This window comes from Stenotrophomonas sp. CASM101 (genome assembly GCF_049384845.1).
GTDB lineage: Bacteria > Pseudomonadota > Gammaproteobacteria > Xanthomonadales > Xanthomonadaceae > Stenotrophomonas > Stenotrophomonas hibiscicola.
The window spans coordinates 1-14,568 of the sequence record NZ_JBMRFR010000001.1; the positions used below are offsets into that span (position 1 = coordinate 1).

Sequence of the window (14,568 nt, forward strand, 5' to 3'; positions counted from 1 at the left end):
GATGGCGCTCTACGAGGCACGCAGGAGCAGCTTTTGCCGTCCCCCGCCTGCCCACACCGCCCCACCCTCCCACTGAAGCCCGGCTTTTGACGTCGCCGTTGCGTCTGCGGGTGCCGGGTGCAACCCGGCCGAAACCCCTTACCCCCGCAACAGTACGAACGGCAGCAGCACCAGCGCAGCGGCAGCGGCCATCCCCAGCAGCACCAGCATTACGAACAGCGGCCGCCGCCGGAACAGGCTGCCGAAGGTCTCCGCCGTGCCATCACGCAATGCCTGCTCACGCTCGGCACGGATGCGCGGCCCGCGTTCGGCCTGGTACTCCGCCATCAGCGCCTTCGCACGTGGATGATCGGCGTCCTCGCGCAGCCACAGGCCTCCGTTGGAAATGCCCCAGGGGCTGGGTTCGGTGCGGTACCAGGCGATGCCGTGCTGGTCGAGCAGCGTGCAGACATCGGCGTACTCGTCGTCACCGACATTGCGCAGATTGAGCAGGAGTTTTGCCATGTCCCCATGATACCCGGCGCCGATGCGCTACCCTTGCCGCCCTCGACCTGCGCCCTACCGGAGACGCCCGATGCGCCGCCTGCTGCTTCCCCTGCTGCTGTCCCTCGCCGCCGCTGGCTGCTCGACCGAACCGTCCGGCCCGCCGCCCGGCGGCACCCTGACCGGCTTCGAGCGGATCGATACCGTGCCAGGTACCGGTGCTGAAGCTGTTCCCGGCAGCAAGGTCACCGTGCACTACACCGGTTGGATCTACGACAACCGTACCGAGACCAAGCACGGCAAGACCTTCGACAGCTCCTTCAAGCACGGCCAACCGTTCACCTTCGCGCTTGGCGCCGGCCAGGTCATCCGCGGCTGGGATGAGGGCGTGGCCGGCATGAAAGTTGGCGGCAAGCGCACGCTGATGATCCCGCCGGACTACGGTTACGGCGACCGCAAGGTCGGCCCGATTCCGGCCGGATCGTCGCTGGTGTTCGACGTCGAGCTGCTCGATGTCAAACCGTGATGCCGCCATGCCCCACCGCGTCACCGTCATCGGCGGTGGCCCGGCCGGCCTGTTCGCCGCCGAGCGCCTGCGCGCCGCCGGGCTGGACGTCGACCTGTACGAGGCCAAGGGGTCGCCCGGCCGCAAATTCCTGATCGCCGGCAAGGGCGGGCTCAACCTCACCCATTCCGATCCGCGTCCGCTGTTCGACAGCCGCTACCGCGAGCAGTCCACGGCCGTGGGCCGCTGGCTGGACGACTTCGATGCGCAGGCGCTGCGCGACTGGGCCGCCGGCCTGGGCGTGGAGACCTATGTGGGCAGCTCCGGCCGCGTGTTCCCGGTCGACCGGAAGGCTGCGCCGCTGCTGCGTGGCTGGGTGCGCCGGCTGAAGGAACAGGGTGTGCGCCTGCATGCCAACCACCGCTGGATCGGCTGGGGTGAGGATGGCGCGCTGCGATTTGAAACCGAAGATGGCGCCGTTGAAGTACATGCCGATGCCACCCTGCTGGCCATGGGCGGCGGCAGCTGGCCGCAGCTGGGCAGTGACGGCGCCTGGGTCGCGCCACTGCAGGCCCGTGGCGTGGACATCGCACCACTGCAGTCGGCCAACTGCGGTTTCGACGTGGGTTGGACCCCATTCTTCGCCCAACGCAATGCCGGCGCGCCGTTGAAGCCGGTGGTCGCGCAGTGGATCGACCTGGCCGGACAGCCACGGTCGCTGCAGGGCGAATGCGTGGCCAGTGAGTACGGCATCGAAGGCAGCCTGATCTATGCGATGGCGGCGGACCTGCGCGAGACCATCAACCGCGAGGGCCACGCGATGCTGTGGCTGGATCTGGTACCGGGCCGCGACGAGGCGCGCCTGCTTGCCGATCTGTCACGCCCACGCAAGGGCCGCAGCTTCGGCGAGCACCTGCGCCGCCAAGCCGGCCTGGATGCAGTGAAAGCCGCACTGGTGTTCGAGATTCTGGGTAAAGAAGCGGGCAGCGACCTGCCTGCCGTGGCGGCTACGCTCAAGCGCCTGCCGCTGCGCCTGCTGCGTCCCCGGCCGATGGCCGAGGTGATCAGCACCGCCGGCGGCGTGCGCCTGGATGCGCTGGATGATGGCCTGATGCTGCGGGCAGTGCCCGGCGTGTTCTGCGCCGGCGAGATGCTGGACTGGGAAGCGCCGACAGGTGGCTACCTGTTGACCGCGTGCTACGCCAGTGGCCTGCGTGCTGCGGAAGGCGTAATCAGGTGGCTGGCCGGGCGGTGACGCCTGCCTTGTAGCGTCGAGCCATGCTCGACGGCGTTACCTGTAGAGCCGAGCCCATGCTCGGCTTGAATCAAAAGCAGCCGAGCGTGGGCTCGGCTCTACAGAACGCAGAAAACGAGCACTCACCACGGCCGGCGCATGCTCACTGAAGCCAGCGCCACGCCGCTGGGATGCGGGTAGGCCTCTTCGCGCACGCTGACGAACCCCTGGCGTTGATAGAACGGCACGGCGTTGAGCGAGGCCGACAGCACCACCTCACGTTCACGATCGGCCATCGCCAGCAGGCGCTGCATCAACGCCTGGCCAATGCCCTGGCCGCCATGATCCGGATTGACGAACAACGCATCGACTTCATTGGCATCGGCATCAAAGACGCCGAAGCCGAGCAGGCCACCCTGCCCGTCCTCGGCCACTACGCATCCGCCCTGCGACAACAGCCGCGCATACTGCGACGGTGGCGGCGAGGCAGACCAGGGCGCAATGACTTCGGGCGGGTAATGGCTGCTGCAGGTCTCGCGCACGCAACGCGTGCGCAGCGCCCACAACATGGCCACGTCATCCATGGTGCCGGTCCTGAACTGCATGACATCTCCTTGTAGAGCCGAGCCTATGCTCGGCTGCTTCTCGATCACGCATCGCGATGTTGGAACGAAGATCAGCCGAGCATGGGCTCGGCTCTACAACATCACGTTATCGCGACTTGCTGGCGCGCAGCGCCTGGATCTTCGGCGGTGGCTGGAACGAGTCGCTGCGCGCATCGGCCCAGAACGCATGGAACACCGCATGGTCGGGCACCTTGTGCAGCAGTTCGCCTGGCTCCAGGTAGCGGTACAACGAGGCCAGCGAACGGATCTCCACCGGCGAGACACGGCGCAGGATGTGTTCCGGCCCCAGCTCGGCCGGATCATTGAGGCCAGCGGCACACAGCAGTTCCTTCAAGGCATGCAGCGTGTGCTCGTGGTAGCTGTAGACACGAGCAGCCTTGTCCGGTGCATCCAGATGCTTCCAGCGCGCGGGATCCTGGGTAGCGATCCCGGTCGGACACTTGTCGGTATGGCAGCTCAGCGACTGGATGCAGCCCAGCGCGAACATGAAGCCTCGGCCGGCATTGCACCAGTCGGCCCCCAACGCGATGGTCCGTGCGATGTCGAACGCACTGGTGATCTTGCCGGCCGCGCCGATGCGGATGCGCTCACGCAGGTCGAGGCCGACCAGGGTGTTGTGCACCAGCAGCAGTGCCTCATGCATCGGCACGCCGACATGATCGACGAACTCGGCCGGTGCCGCGCCGGTGCCGCCTTCGGCGCCATCCACCACGATGAAGTCCGGCAACAGGCCGGTTTCCTGCATCGCCTTGGCGATGCCGAACCATTCCCACGGGTGGCCGATGGCCAACTTGAAACCGACCGGCTTGCCACCGGACAGTTCGCGCAGGCGGGCCACGAACTGCAACAGTTCAACCGGCGTGGAGAACGCCGAATGGCGCGACGGCGACACGCAGTCAACGCCCATCGGCACGCCACGGGTCACCGAGATCTCGGCGGTCACTTTCGGTGCCGGCAGCACACCGCCGTGGCCCGGCTTGGCCCCCTGCGACAGCTTGATCTCGATCATCTTGACCTGATCGTGGGTAGCGTTGGCAACGAAGCGCTCCTCGCTGAAACCACCTTTCTCGTCACGGCAACCGAAGTACCCCGAGCCGATCTCCCACACCAGGTCGCCGCCCATTTCGCGGTGGTAGGGCGAAATCGATCCTTCGCCGGTGTCGTGGTAGAAGCCACCGCGGCGCGCGCCTTCGTTCAGTGCGCGGATCGCATTGGCTGACAGCGAGCCAAAGCTCATCGCCGAGATGTTGAACACGCTGGCCGAATAAGGCTTGGCGCAGTTCGGGCCGATCAGGACGCGGAAGTCATGCTTGGCAATCGTCGTCGGTGCCAGCGAATGGTTGATCCACTCATAGTCCACCGCATAAGTGCTGCGCAGGGTGCCGAACGGCACCGTGTCCATCTCGTTCTTTGCGCGCTGGTAGATCAGCGCGCGCTGCTGGCGCGAGAACGGCACGTCTTCCAGGTCGCTCTGCACGAAGTACTGGCGGATCTCCGGACCGATCGACTCCAGCCCGTAGCGGAAGTGCGCCATCACCGGATAATTGCGGCGCAACGTGCTGCGTTTCTGCAGCAGGTCCCAGGTCCCCAGCGCCACCATCGCGGCAGTCAGGCCGACGCCCCAGTACCAGGCTGGCCAGATCGTGGCCAGCCACAGGCATATCGGGAACATCAGGATGGCGAGCAGGTAGACGATATACCGGTGCATGGCGTTCCTCGGTTGCAACTGCCCCCGAGTCTACCGCGCCGTTCGCAGCCGGGGCTTACAAACGATCGTCAACCACGTTGCGCGGCCAGGCCGATTTCACGTCGTAGACCAGGCCACCGGGCGCCAGCAGCGCCCGGATTGCGGATTCATCCATCGCCTTGAAACGGGCGTGGGCCACCGCCAGCACCACCGCGTCATAGCGCCCTGCCCCGGGCTCGGCCAGCCAGTCCAGGCCCTCGCCGGTCAATGCCGCCGGGCCGACCCACGGGTCGCTTACCTCGACCCTCGCACCGGCATCGCGCAAGCGCTGTGCCAGTTCCAACGCGCGACTGTTGCGCAGGTCCGGGCAATCCTCCTTGAAGGTCACGCCCAGGACCAGGATGCGTGCATCCGCCGGCGCACGGCCACGCTCGGCCAGCATCGCCAGCACCCGAGCCGCTACGTGCTCGCCGACGCGGTTATTGACCTGTCGCGCGGTGTGGATCAGGTCCGGGTGGTAACCCACGCTCTCGGACTTGTGCAGCAGGTAGTACGGATCGACGCCGATGCAGTGACCACCGACCAGGCCCGGGCGGAACGGCAGGAAGTTCCACTTGCTGCCGGCGGCATCCAGCACGTCCTGGGTGTCGATGCCGAGCCGGTCGAAGATCAGGGCCAGCTCGTTGACCAGCGCGATGTTGACGTCACGCTGGATGTTCTCGACCACCTTGGCCGCTTCAGCCACGCGCATCGAAGGGGCCGGGAACGTACCGGCGGCAATGATGCGCTGGTACAGACCATCAATCACCCCAGCGACCTCCGGGGTCGATCCGGAGGTGATCTTGCGGATGTCGGCAAGGCGCCGCCGGCGGTCACCGGGGCTGACCCGTTCGGGGCTGTAGCCGCAGTAGAAGTCTTCGTTGAAGCGCAGGCCGGACCTTTGTTCCAGCAGCGGCACGCACACTTCCTCGGTGGTTCCGGGGTAGACCGTGGACTCATAGATCACCAGATCTCCGGCGCGGAGATGGCTGGCAATCAGGCGCGTGGCCGAACGCAACGGCTCCAGATCGGGCTGTTCGTAGGCATCGATCGGGGTCGGCACGGTGACGATGTAGACATTGCAGGCATCAAGCAGTGCCGGATCGCTGCCGTACTGCAACAGGTGCGCACTGGCCAGCTCGTCGGCTTCCATTTCCAGTGTGTGGTCCTGGCCGCTGCGCAGCTCGGCGATGCGACCGGCGTCAATATCGAAGCCCAACGTCGGCCACTGCCGGCCAAACGCCACCGCCAACGGCAGGCCGACATATCCCAGGCCGACCACCGCAAACCGAGGGTCACTGGCGGCCGCAACCGGCACACTCATCGGCACATCCCATGCAATCGATGCAATCGCACATACGCTGCCATGGCCTCGGCCAACACACTCATCTGCTGCACCACTCCGGAAAACCTGCGCCAGAAAGGCTACAGCCTACCGGCCCCGGCGCCCTGCCGCCAAGGCGGGCTCAGGACCCCAACGCCACCGCCGCCGGTTCCAGCTCACCGTCGGCACCGGTCCAGGCCTGCAGCAGGCGTTCAAATCCACCGCTGCCAAGCAAGAAGCCGGGCCAAGCGGCGTCGACGATCTGCGCCAGTGGTTCTGGCTCGATGCGCCGCGTACCCATCGACCAGCGCGGAAATGCCCGCTGCACCACCGGAGCGCGGCACAGTACGTGCAGCTGCCCATGGCTGCGCGCGTTGAGGATGCGCTGGAACACCGAATCGATGCCGTCCTGCGGGCCTTCGAGATACTGCAGGAAACGGCTGCCATCGAACATCAGGACGCCGGTGACTCCAGCTACACGATTGAATGCCGTGGCATCGGCCAGCAGGCGGTCAAGATCGGTTGTCTGCAGATCGGCGCGGGCCTCGCTGGCATAGGCAATCGCGTGCAGCGACATCAGATGGCTCCCCCCCTGGGAACGATGGCAGGGACTATGACATGAATACGATCGGCAGTTAAGCACGCGACCGCCGTGATGCAAACAGGCCGAGGCACCGCAGGTGGGCTACAATCGGCGCCGCGCTGCTGGCCCGGATGGCGAAACTGGTAGACGCATCGGACTTAAAATCCGCCGGGGGCAACCCCATGCCGGTTCGATTCCGGCTCCGGGCACCATACGCACGCCGCGCAACCCACACTCAGATCGCCCGCGAGTAACGCGGTTGCTCGTGAGTGGCACGCAGGTACGGATCGAAGCACATCGCCAGCAACCGCAGCAGCGGTCGCCCCGGTTCGCTGGAACGCACTACGCCATCGCGGTATTCGGCCAGCCCGTCTTCCTGCAGCCGCTGTACCGAATGCAGGTCCTCGGCAAAGTACTGTTCGAAATCCACGCCGTGGCGCTGACCCAGCTGCACGCCATCGACCTCGCCCTGGCACATCAACTGCTGGATCAGTTCCGCACGCAGCTGGTCGTCAGCGCTCAGCGCCACGCCGCGCCACACCGGCAGCTGCCCCTGGTCCACGGCATCCTCCCATGACGGCAGGTCGCGCGGATTCTGGCTGTAGGTGGCACCGATGTGGCTGATCGCACTCACGCCCAGGCCGAGCAGATCGGTATCTGCGTGGGTGGTATAGCCCATGAAATTGCGATGCAGCTGCCCGGCGCGTTGTGCGCGCGACAGATCTTCTTCCGGCAATGCGAAGTGATCCATGCCGATGTACTGGTAGCCGGCCGCAGAGAGCGTCTCCACCGCCAGACCCAGCAGCGCCAGTTTGTCCTCCGGCGAAGGCAAGCGGCTTTCGTCGATCTGCTTCTGCGCACGGAACAGATGCGGCAGATGCGCGTATCCGTACACCGCCAGGCGGTCCGGACGCAGCGCCAGCACCCTATCGAGGGTGCGGCCGAACCCCTCCAGGCTCTGCCCGGGCAGGCCGTAGATCAGGTCGACGTTGACCGAACGCATGCCGCTGTCGCGGCAGGCACTCAGGATGTCCAGTGTCTGCTGCACGCCCTGGATGCGGTTGATCGATTCCTGCACCTGCGGGTCGAAATCCTGCACGCCCAGGCTGGCCCGGTTGAATCCCAGGCGCGCCAGCATGGCGACGTCGCGGGTGTCGATGAAGCGTGGATCGAGTTCGATCGAGAAATCGCGCTGCGGTGAATCGCTGAAATCGAAGCGCCGGCGCAGCCCTTCCACAAGTGTGGTCATCGCCTCGGCCTCGAGGAAATTCGGCGTGCCACCGCCCAGATGCAGCTGGATGACCTCACGGCCGTCCTCGAACTGCGGCGCCAGCAGGTCGGCCTCGGCCAGCACGCGCGACACATAGCTGTGGCCACGTCCGCGGTCGCGGGTGATCACCCGGTTGCAGCCACAGTAGAAGCAGGGGCTGGAACAGAACGGCACATGCACGTACAGCGACAGCGCGCGGGCCAGCTGGTTGCTGTCGGCGATCGCCTGGCGCAGCGCCGGCGCGTCGAAGCCATCATGGAAATGCGGCGCGGTCGGATACGAGGTGTAGCGCGGGCCCGGCCGGTCGTGCCGGCGCAGAAGGTCGGGGTCGAAGGTCCAGGCCAGGCCACCGGCGGCGGGAGAGAACGTGTCCATGCCGCCAGCATCGCGCCAGGCGGCCTGTGCCGCCTTGACCCAGATCAATGCTTGCCGGCGATCCCCAGTACCGGCAGGCCGACCTGCGGCCAGCGCAGCATCTGGTAGCGCTTCCAGAAGGTGTCACCGATCCGCGCAGCCACGTCGTTGGCCAGTTCCTGCATCGGCGGGTTGCCGCACTCGGCAGTGGTGACCCGGAACAGCACCAGCCAGCGATCAAACAGGTCCTTGTCCAGCTCGATGGCCATGTGCTTGGACATCGGCGAGCCCTTGAAGCGGCGAGTGCCACGCAGCATCGCCGACCAGAAATCGACCAGCTGCGCCAGGTGCCCGGGCCAGTCGTGCACGTGCGCCTCGAACACCGGTCCCAGCCGCTCTTCCACTCGCACGCGGGCATAGAAATCGTGGACCAGTCGGGTCACTTCCTGCTCGGTGCACAACCCGGGCGAGGCGACGGGGAGGACAGGCGGCTGTGTTGCGTTCATCGGGGCATCCAAAGCTTGCAGGCAGGCTGCCGCACCCAGGCGGCAGCGCCGTTGATCCAGATCAATGTCGGCGCAATCCGCTGCGCCTAGGCTGGCACGCTTGCAGGAAGCATGCCCTGCGGATACGGCGCCGATCCTGGCGAAGTATACGCGCCGCCCACTTTTCGATCGGGGACAGCATGAACAGACCTTTTCCCAACCGCCGCCAGCGGCTGATCCAGCACTGGGGCGCGATCCTCTGGCCCAGCTTCATCGCCGCCGGCGTTGCCAGCGTGGTGTTCTTCGCCTTCGTCGATCCATTGCGCCTGCAGGCCATCAGTTTCCCGGGCACGGCCATCAGCCGCGAACTGGGCTATACGGCAGGATTCTTCATGTTCTGGTCGGTCACTGCACTGTCCAGCGCGGTCACCTGGTACCTGCAGCGGCCCCTGCCGGGCGATGACGACGAGGAGCTGCCGCTGGGATGAGCACGTCCTGCACCCGGGTACCCCGTCCCTGGCATTGGCGCGGCACGCTCAGCGCTGCCCTGCTGGTGGTGTTCTACGCACTGCCGTGGCTGCGCTGGGAAGGACGCCAGGCGCTGCTGCTGGACATCAGCGCGCGGCGATTCGACCTGTTTGGCTGGACCTTGTGGCCCGGCGACGTCGGCGCGCTGATCGGCCTGCTGGCGGTACTGGTAGTAAGCCTCGCGCTGCTGACCCACCTCGCCGGCCGCGTCTGGTGCGGCCACGCCTGCCCGCAGACGCTGTGGCGCCGTGCCTTCGACTGGATCGCCCGCAGCGCGGCGCGGGTACTGCCCGCACCTGCGGCAGGCCCAGCCACCCAGCTGGCCTGGGGCCTGCTGTCAGTGTGGACCGGCATCACCTTCGTCGGCCTGTTCAGCCCGATCAGCGGATTGCTGGCCGCCGCGCCAAGCGCTGGCTGGAGCGGCTGGGAAACGTTCTGGGTGCTGTTCTACGCCGCCGCCACCTGGGGAAACGCCGGGTTCCTGCGTGAGCAGGTGTGCCGTTCGCTGTGCCCGTTCGCACGCATGCAGCCGCTGCTGACCGATCCGCATACGCCGCGCATGCTGTACGACGCCCGCCGCGGTGAGCCGCGCGGGCCACGCCCGTCCGGTCTCGGCGGGGTGCTGGGCCGTGGCCGCGGCCTGCTCGACCCGACCACTGCGCAGGACTACGTATTCCGCGCTGCGCATCCGCTGCTGGCAGGACCGATGCCGACCTTCAGCGCCGACCGCCTGGGTGACTGCACCGATTGCGCAGCCTGCGTCCGTGCCTGCCCGATGCAACTGGACATCCGCCAGGGACCGCAGGCCGATTGCCTGGCCTGTGGCGCCTGCCTGGAGGCCTGCGCACAACAACAGCTCCGGGCCGGTTTCGGTCCTGGGCTGGTGCGCTACTGCAGTCCGCAGGCGATGGCCGGACAACCGAAGCGCCTGTGGCGCCCCCGGACGTTGGCCCTGCTGTCCTTGTTGCTCGCGCTGCTTGCCTGCGGCGCCTGGCGCCTGCTGTGAATCAACGCGACGCGTTGGCGTGCGGCGGCACAAGCTGGGCGCGCCGGACGATGCCCAACTGTTCGATGATCAGCGCCATCTCGTTGGTGACTTCGGTACGCTCGGTCCCCTGTGGGACCAGGCGATCCAGCACCTGCTGGTAGGTATCCCAGAACGCCGGACCGCATCCGTGTTTGTGATAACTGGCTTCCAGTTCGCGGCGTACCCGTTCAGCCAAGCCATTCATGCCGTATTCCATACGACCTCCGTTGGACTTGTTCTGCATCGTTGACGGACTACCGACTCACTTGCGTGCTACTGAAAGACTCCCAGGCTTCACGACTGGTTGACTCCAATTAGTCACAGATTTCACGACAGGTCAATTACATGCAGCGACTTTCGTGATTGAAATTATTAATCGTTCACGAAACTACATACGGGGCCCTGGGGGTGCCGGATGGGGCGAAGCCGACAGGCGTCAGGAAGCACAGCACGACGTCCGCAGTAGGCGGCACTGATTATCAGCTTGGGATCGATTGAACTTGCCTATTTTGCTAAGTGTACTTAGCGCATCGGGTTAAGCAGGCTGGATGCGACAAAAGGCGGCGCAAATCAGATGGATTCGTCTGCCCGCGCTTCAGTTGTCGGAAAAAGGTTCGGGTAGCGCTGATGGAGGATGTACTGCCGCAATGGAGGAATGGGAAAGTCCCTCGGCCATTGCGACACTGCGGAACGGCTGATGCCAAAGAAGCGCGCCAGTTCCGCGTCGGTGCGGAATCCCAGCCGGGTTCGTACCTGCCGCTTGCTCCAGAATTCGGTCACGGTCGGTCCTTCTGTTAACCAGACTGATTCTTGCGGCAAGGCTTCTTCGCAATCCACGCGTTAAGCTGGCTTGCATAGATGAATACTCTCGGCCAACGACTCGCGGCAGCCATGAAGAAAGCCGGGCACCCACGCCCGGCCGATCTGGCACGCGCCGCCAAATCAACGACAGCAACCATCAGCAACTGGCTCAACGACCACGTGAGCGCCTCGCACGTAAAGGCCGAACAGCTGTTCCGCATCGCCGATGCGGCTAAGCTGGACGCACGCGAGCTGCTGTACGGGGTCAGCGGGCTTGGCGTCGGTGAGCCTGGCAATGCCTACATCCCCAGCCAGGCCCACCTGGATGTCTGGCAGGACGCCTACGAGCTGGTCAGCCATCTGGTGGCCGAGAACGGTCTGGAGATCGACCACCGGCGCCACGCGGCCTTGGATCTGCTCGCGTTTGAACTGCTGATGGACGGCTTCAGCCGCAGCAAGGTTGCCCGGGTTCTGACGACCTCGATGACGTAAATGCACCGCCGCTGGTAGCATGGGCCTCGATGGGGATGGGGCTCCCCCGATAACCGCCTGAGAAGGCTGATGGCTCCTGCCATGACGAATCCGGTGTTCGTCGACGGCGGGTCGTGCCTGCCCTCGGCGTTCGCCATTGACCCTGCGAACCCGTATTCGAGGCACCCCATGCACGCACTGAACGGCTATTTCCTGGTCTTCATCGGAGGCGGCATCGGTGCCTGCCTGCGCCACGCCTGCAATCTGCTCGGCGCGCGGGTAGTGGCCGGCAGTCCCTGGCCCTGGTCGACCTTCCTGATCAACATCAGCGGCGCGCTCCTGATGGGCGTCGTGGTCGAGGTCTTCGCGATGCGCAATGGCGCCTCGCCACAGCTGCGATTGTTGCTGGCCACCGGCATCCTCGGCGGCTACACCACGTTTTCCACCTATGCACTGGAGATCGGCCTGCTGCTGCAGCGCGGCCAGCATGGGCTGGCGGCCCTGTATGCCGGCGGCTCGGTGGCACTGGGCCTGGCCGGCCTGTTCGGCGGCATGAAGCTGGCCCGGCTGCTGCTGGGCTGAGCGCTCAGGCCGCGCTGGCCCGGGTCTGCCCGCGCCATTCCCGCGGCGACAGCCCGGTATGCGCCTTGAACGCGCGCGACAGCGCGGCTTCGCTGCCATAACCCACGTCGTCGGCAATCCGTTTCAGCGGGCGCCCCTGACGCAGTGCCTGCTGCGCCAGGCCCACCCGCCAACCCTGCAGGTACTGCCCGGGCGTGGTACCCATCGCCTCGCGGAAACTGGCAGCAAACACGCTGCGTGACATGCCGGCAACCTCGGCCAGGTCTTCCAGGGTCCAGGACTGTGCGGGCGCCTCATGCATTGCTACCAGTGCCAGCCGCAGCCGTGGATGACCCAGCCCGGCAAACAGGCCACCACGCATCCCGCCCCCTTCCATCAGTTGGCGCAGCACCTGGATCATCACTACCTCGAACAACCGGTTGACCATCACCGCACGTCCGCAGCGCTGCTCGAAGGCCTCCTCGAACAGCAGTTCCAGCGCTGCGTTGCCGCCATGGAGATCCGCCAGCGGCATGCAGATGAAATCGGGCAACGCGGCGCTGATCGGGTTGAGCCGACCGCCCTCGAAATGCAGGTTGGCGCAGGCCATGTCGGCGCCGTGCTGCGGATCAGTGCTGAAGCGATGCGGCATCGGTCGCGGGTACAGCAGCAGGCTGGGGACTTCGACCTGCACGGTCTGCCGGCCGTGGCTGACCTGCAACGGGCCGCGCCGCACCAGGTGCAGCTGCCCGGCCTCATTCTCCCCCTCCAGCATGTTGATACCGCACAGCGCACCGGCATGGAACACCGAGGCAGTGACCGCAAAGCGTTCAAGCAGAATGGCGAGACGGTCGACCATGACGGGACCCTGGGTAAAGTAGAAAGAGATCAAGGCGACACATCGTATCGGAATCCTCCCGTAGCGGACGTGATCGACTCGGGGAGCGCCCCCCGCCCTTCCTGCGGCAGTGCAGCGCGCGCAGGCTGCTGGCGGGGTCTAAGCTGACGCCATTCCCGGATGGAATGCCCGTGATGTGTCACTTGCTACGATGTGCCCTCACCCTCGCCCTGCTATTCCCGGCGACACCGGTGTTGGCCGCACCCGCTGCATCACCGCGCACGTTCAGTGGCCAGTTGCAGAGGGCCCCGTGGCGCCTGGACGTGCCGGCTGACTGGAACGGTGACCTGGTGATGCTGGCGCACGGCTACGAGCCGGTAGGCATGCCACGTGCTACGCCAATGGCTGCCAATGACGGCACCGCGCCACTGCTGGCTGCAGGCTACGCCGTCGCGCAGAGCGCCTATGCCAGCCAGGGCTGGGCGGTGGCCGATGCGATCACCGACATGGAACGCCTGCGCCGGCATGCAGTGGCCGAACTCAAGCATGTGCGCCATATCTGGATGCTGGGATTTTCGATGGGCGGCGCCGTGACCCTCGCCAGCCTCGAGCGGTTCCCGCAACACTACGCCGGTGGTGTGTCGCTATGCGGCGCCAATCTCAGTGGCGAACAGATCGCGAGTGATCTGCTGACCACGCTGGTCGCTTTCGATTACTTCTTTGCCAAGGCCGAAGGCCTGCCGGGTGCGGGACTGCTCTCACCCGAAGCGGCTGCGCTGCCACAGGGCGAACTGTACCAAGGCATCTCCAATGCGCTGCAACGCAGCCCGTCACATGCCGCGTTGCTGGCACAGCGGCTGCAGGTGTCCGCTGATGCACTGGCCGGCACGATCAGCCTGCATGCACTGGTCCTGCACGAACTGGCCACGCGCAGCGGCGGCATGCCGGTGGGCAACAGAGGCGTGGCTTACAGCGGCTTCGGTGACGACATGGCGTTCAATGCCGGCGTGCGACGTGTCGATGCCGTGCCTGCCGCGCAGGCCACTGTCCGCAGGGAGCTGGCATTGAGCGGTGCGTTGAGGCGACCGCTGGTGATCCAGTTCAACAACAACGACCCGACGATCGTGCCGCGCATGCAGACAGTGTATCCGCAGACGGCCGCACGGGCCGGCGCCCGTCCGCTGCCACAGGTGCTGCCGCCCGTTGGCGAAGGCCATTGTGGCTTCTCCGGCGCGCAGATCATCGAGGCGTTGAAGGCCGCGCAGCGTTGAGCAATCGCGGCCCGCGCGCAGCTCAGCCGCCCAGCGTGCCCATCGTAAAGGTGTAGCCCGAGCTCATCAGGAATTCGCGCATGCGCATTTCCGCGCGACGCGGCGAAGCCAGATTGGCCGGCGCATAGAGGGCGTAGACCAGGCCCGACCCCTCGATATGCTCACGGCGCACCCCGCAGCGGGCGGTTTCCGAAGCGATGATCCAGCCATCCTTCAACCGGTCCGGCCCGATGGATTGCCCGTTCTTCAAGCGGAAGGTCAACCAGCGCACATCTGCCGTGACTTTGCTCATTTCCGTTTCGCTCCGTGGCTGGAACGACGCGTGATGTCTGTGCTCGCCATTGCGGCTCCCTGAGACGTGGAACTCGACCATAGCGCCTTTCCATGTCGTGGCCGGCTGAGACTGGCGATCGGGACGTGGCGAACGGCTGCAGGTGAAGCAGCGCGGCGTCGGAAATGGCGGCGGCAGGGAGCATCCTGC

At 66.0% G+C, this 14,568-nt stretch carries 18 protein-coding genes, 1 tRNA gene and 1 riboswitch; of the genes, 8 read left to right on the top strand and 11 right to left on the bottom strand.

All coding sequences use genetic code 11. From position 1 onward, the window contains the following. Window positions 1-138: 138 nt before the first annotated feature. A complete protein-coding gene (locus VG543_RS00005; RefSeq protein WP_021204401.1) occupies window positions 139-504 on the bottom strand; it encodes a DUF6164 family protein in 366 nt (121 codons plus the stop codon). A 70-nt stretch (window positions 505-574) separates the two neighbouring features. Between VG543_RS00005 and VG543_RS00010 the strand changes: the two genes are divergently transcribed. Together VG543_RS00010 and VG543_RS00015 are read left to right on the top strand one after the other, a co-directional pair. Continuing rightward, on the top strand, window positions 575-1,009 hold the full coding sequence (locus tag VG543_RS00010; protein ID WP_423177384.1) for an FKBP-type peptidyl-prolyl cis-trans isomerase: 435 nt from the start codon (window positions 575-577) through the stop codon (window positions 1,007-1,009). Beyond that, window positions 996-2,243 (top strand): TIGR03862 family flavoprotein, encoded by a 1,248-nt coding sequence (locus tag VG543_RS00015; RefSeq protein ID WP_423177385.1) that lies wholly within the window; start codon window positions 996-998, stop codon window positions 2,241-2,243. The genes VG543_RS00010 and VG543_RS00015 overlap by 14 nt, the downstream gene beginning before the upstream one ends. 122 nt (window positions 2,244-2,365) lie before the next feature. Here the strand turns inward: VG543_RS00015 and VG543_RS00020 are convergent, their stop codons facing one another. From VG543_RS00020 to VG543_RS00035, 4 genes are all read right to left on the bottom strand, one after another. Then, the gene (locus VG543_RS00020) at window positions 2,366-2,827 is read right to left on the bottom strand and encodes a GNAT family N-acetyltransferase (protein WP_111102018.1); all 462 of its coding nucleotides are present in this window, start codon (window positions 2,825-2,827) and stop codon (window positions 2,366-2,368) included. A gap of 106 nt (window positions 2,828-2,933) precedes the next feature. After that, window positions 2,934-4,556 carry an FMN-binding glutamate synthase family protein gene (locus VG543_RS00025; protein WP_021204397.1) on the bottom strand — a complete coding sequence of 541 codons (1,623 nt, stop codon included), beginning with the start codon at window positions 4,554-4,556 and terminating at the stop codon, window positions 2,934-2,936. A 55-nt stretch (window positions 4,557-4,611) separates the two neighbouring features. Then, window positions 4,612-5,898 (bottom strand): nucleotide sugar dehydrogenase, encoded by a 1,287-nt coding sequence (locus VG543_RS00030; protein ID WP_423177387.1) that lies wholly within the window; start codon window positions 5,896-5,898, stop codon window positions 4,612-4,614. 142 nt (window positions 5,899-6,040) lie between these two features. Then, window positions 6,041-6,475 (bottom strand): BLUF domain-containing protein, encoded by a 435-nt coding sequence (locus VG543_RS00035; protein ID WP_019658901.1) that lies wholly within the window; start codon window positions 6,473-6,475, stop codon window positions 6,041-6,043. A 131-nt stretch (window positions 6,476-6,606) separates the two neighbouring features. Between VG543_RS00035 and VG543_RS00040 the strand changes: the two genes are divergently transcribed. Then, window positions 6,607-6,693: transfer RNA gene (locus VG543_RS00040), tRNA-Leu, on the top strand. Window positions 6,694-6,716: 23 nt separating this feature from the next. Here VG543_RS00040 and hemN read toward each other — a convergent pair. Together hemN and VG543_RS00050 are read right to left on the bottom strand one after the other, a co-directional pair. Then, the gene (gene hemN / locus VG543_RS00045) at window positions 6,717-8,126 is read right to left on the bottom strand and encodes an oxygen-independent coproporphyrinogen III oxidase (protein WP_058980175.1); all 1,410 of its coding nucleotides are present in this window, start codon (window positions 8,124-8,126) and stop codon (window positions 6,717-6,719) included. Window positions 8,127-8,170: 44 nt separating this feature from the next. Then, the gene (locus VG543_RS00050; protein WP_058980161.1) at window positions 8,171-8,611 is read right to left on the bottom strand and encodes a group III truncated hemoglobin; all 441 of its coding nucleotides are present in this window, start codon (window positions 8,609-8,611) and stop codon (window positions 8,171-8,173) included. A gap of 179 nt (window positions 8,612-8,790) precedes the next feature. Here VG543_RS00050 and VG543_RS00055 point away from each other — a divergent pair, with 179 nt between their 5' ends. Both VG543_RS00055 and VG543_RS00060 read left to right on the top strand, forming a co-directional pair. Next, window positions 8,791-9,078: a hypothetical protein gene (locus VG543_RS00055; RefSeq protein WP_019658969.1), complete on the top strand. Its 288-nt coding sequence runs from the start codon at window positions 8,791-8,793 to the stop codon at window positions 9,076-9,078. Next, window positions 9,075-10,124: a 4Fe-4S dicluster domain-containing protein gene (locus VG543_RS00060; protein WP_058980163.1), complete on the top strand. Its 1,050-nt coding sequence runs from the start codon at window positions 9,075-9,077 to the stop codon at window positions 10,122-10,124. Before VG543_RS00055 ends, VG543_RS00060 begins: the two co-directional genes overlap by 4 nt. Before the next feature lies 1 nt (window position 10,125). On the opposite strand, the gene VG543_RS00065 is transcribed toward VG543_RS00060, so the two are convergent. Together VG543_RS00065 and VG543_RS00070 are read right to left on the bottom strand one after the other, a co-directional pair. Next, entirely contained in the window at window positions 10,126-10,362 is a 237-nt protein-coding gene (locus VG543_RS00065) for a hypothetical protein (protein WP_019658971.1), read from the bottom strand. Window positions 10,363-10,715: 353 nt separating this feature from the next. After that, entirely contained in the window at window positions 10,716-10,925 is a 210-nt protein-coding gene (locus VG543_RS00070) for a hypothetical protein (RefSeq protein ID WP_019658972.1), read from the bottom strand. A 111-nt stretch (window positions 10,926-11,036) separates the two neighbouring features. Between VG543_RS00070 and VG543_RS00075 the strand changes: the two genes are divergently transcribed. Further along, on the top strand, window positions 11,037-11,438 hold the full coding sequence (locus tag VG543_RS00075; RefSeq protein WP_019658973.1) for an XRE family transcriptional regulator: 402 nt from the start codon (window positions 11,037-11,039) through the stop codon (window positions 11,436-11,438). Window positions 11,439-11,460: 22 nt separating this feature from the next. Then, window positions 11,461-11,524, top strand: a riboswitch (Fluoride riboswitch). A gap of 82 nt (window positions 11,525-11,606) precedes the next feature. Continuing rightward, a complete protein-coding gene (gene crcB, locus VG543_RS00080) occupies window positions 11,607-11,999 on the top strand; it encodes a fluoride efflux transporter CrcB (RefSeq protein WP_021204393.1) in 393 nt (130 codons plus the stop codon). Window positions 12,000-12,003: 4 nt separating this feature from the next. On the opposite strand, the gene VG543_RS00085 is transcribed toward crcB, so the two are convergent. Continuing rightward, on the bottom strand, window positions 12,004-12,837 hold the full coding sequence (locus VG543_RS00085; protein ID WP_019658975.1) for an AraC family transcriptional regulator: 834 nt from the start codon (window positions 12,835-12,837) through the stop codon (window positions 12,004-12,006). Window positions 12,838-13,010: 173 nt separating this feature from the next. On the opposite strand from VG543_RS00085, the gene VG543_RS00090 reads away from it, so the two are divergent. Beyond that, window positions 13,011-14,087 carry an alpha/beta hydrolase family protein gene (locus VG543_RS00090; RefSeq protein WP_423177389.1) on the top strand — a complete coding sequence of 359 codons (1,077 nt, stop codon included), beginning with the start codon at window positions 13,011-13,013 and terminating at the stop codon, window positions 14,085-14,087. A 22-nt stretch (window positions 14,088-14,109) separates the two neighbouring features. Here the strand turns inward: VG543_RS00090 and VG543_RS00095 are convergent, their stop codons facing one another. Then, window positions 14,110-14,379, bottom strand: coding sequence for a hypothetical protein (locus VG543_RS00095; protein WP_020723485.1), 270 nt, complete (start codon window positions 14,377-14,379; stop codon window positions 14,110-14,112). Window positions 14,380-14,568: the final 189 nt, after the last annotated feature.

Bases quoted from the DNA above. Each gene is read 5' to 3' on its own strand.
- VG543_RS00030 (WP_423177387.1), bottom strand. From the start codon at position 5,898: ATGAGTGTGCCGGTTGCGGCCGCCAGTGACCCTCGGTTTGCGGTGGTC.
- VG543_RS00005 (WP_021204401.1), bottom strand. From the start codon at position 504: ATGGCAAAACTCCTGCTCAATCTGCGCAATGTCGGTGACGACGAGTAC.
- VG543_RS00065 (WP_019658971.1), bottom strand. From the start codon at position 10,362: ATGGAATACGGCATGAATGGCTTGGCTGAACGGGTACGCCGCGAACTG.
- VG543_RS00010 (WP_423177384.1), top strand. From the start codon at position 575: ATGCGCCGCCTGCTGCTTCCCCTGCTGCTGTCCCTCGCCGCCGCTGGC.
- VG543_RS00075 (WP_019658973.1), top strand. From the start codon at position 11,037: ATGAAGAAAGCCGGGCACCCACGCCCGGCCGATCTGGCACGCGCCGCC.
- VG543_RS00015 (WP_423177385.1), top strand. From the start codon at position 996: ATGTCAAACCGTGATGCCGCCATGCCCCACCGCGTCACCGTCATCGGC.
- VG543_RS00025 (WP_021204397.1), bottom strand. From the start codon at position 4,556: ATGCACCGGTATATCGTCTACCTGCTCGCCATCCTGATGTTCCCGATA.
- VG543_RS00020 (WP_111102018.1), bottom strand. From the start codon at position 2,827: ATGCAGTTCAGGACCGGCACCATGGATGACGTGGCCATGTTGTGGGCG.
- VG543_RS00060 (WP_058980163.1), top strand. From the start codon at position 9,075: ATGAGCACGTCCTGCACCCGGGTACCCCGTCCCTGGCATTGGCGCGGC.
- VG543_RS00035 (WP_019658901.1), bottom strand. From the start codon at position 6,475: ATGTCGCTGCACGCGATTGCCTATGCCAGCGAGGCCCGCGCCGATCTG.
- VG543_RS00050 (WP_058980161.1), bottom strand. From the start codon at position 8,611: ATGAACGCAACACAGCCGCCTGTCCTCCCCGTCGCCTCGCCCGGGTTG.
- VG543_RS00085 (WP_019658975.1), bottom strand. From the start codon at position 12,837: ATGGTCGACCGTCTCGCCATTCTGCTTGAACGCTTTGCGGTCACTGCC.
- crcB (WP_021204393.1), top strand. From the start codon at position 11,607: ATGCACGCACTGAACGGCTATTTCCTGGTCTTCATCGGAGGCGGCATC.
- hemN (WP_058980175.1), bottom strand. From the start codon at position 8,126: ATGGACACGTTCTCTCCCGCCGCCGGTGGCCTGGCCTGGACCTTCGAC.
- VG543_RS00055 (WP_019658969.1), top strand. From the start codon at position 8,791: ATGAACAGACCTTTTCCCAACCGCCGCCAGCGGCTGATCCAGCACTGG.
- VG543_RS00090 (WP_423177389.1), top strand. From the start codon at position 13,011: ATGTGTCACTTGCTACGATGTGCCCTCACCCTCGCCCTGCTATTCCCG.
- VG543_RS00095 (WP_020723485.1), bottom strand. From the start codon at position 14,379: ATGAGCAAAGTCACGGCAGATGTGCGCTGGTTGACCTTCCGCTTGAAG.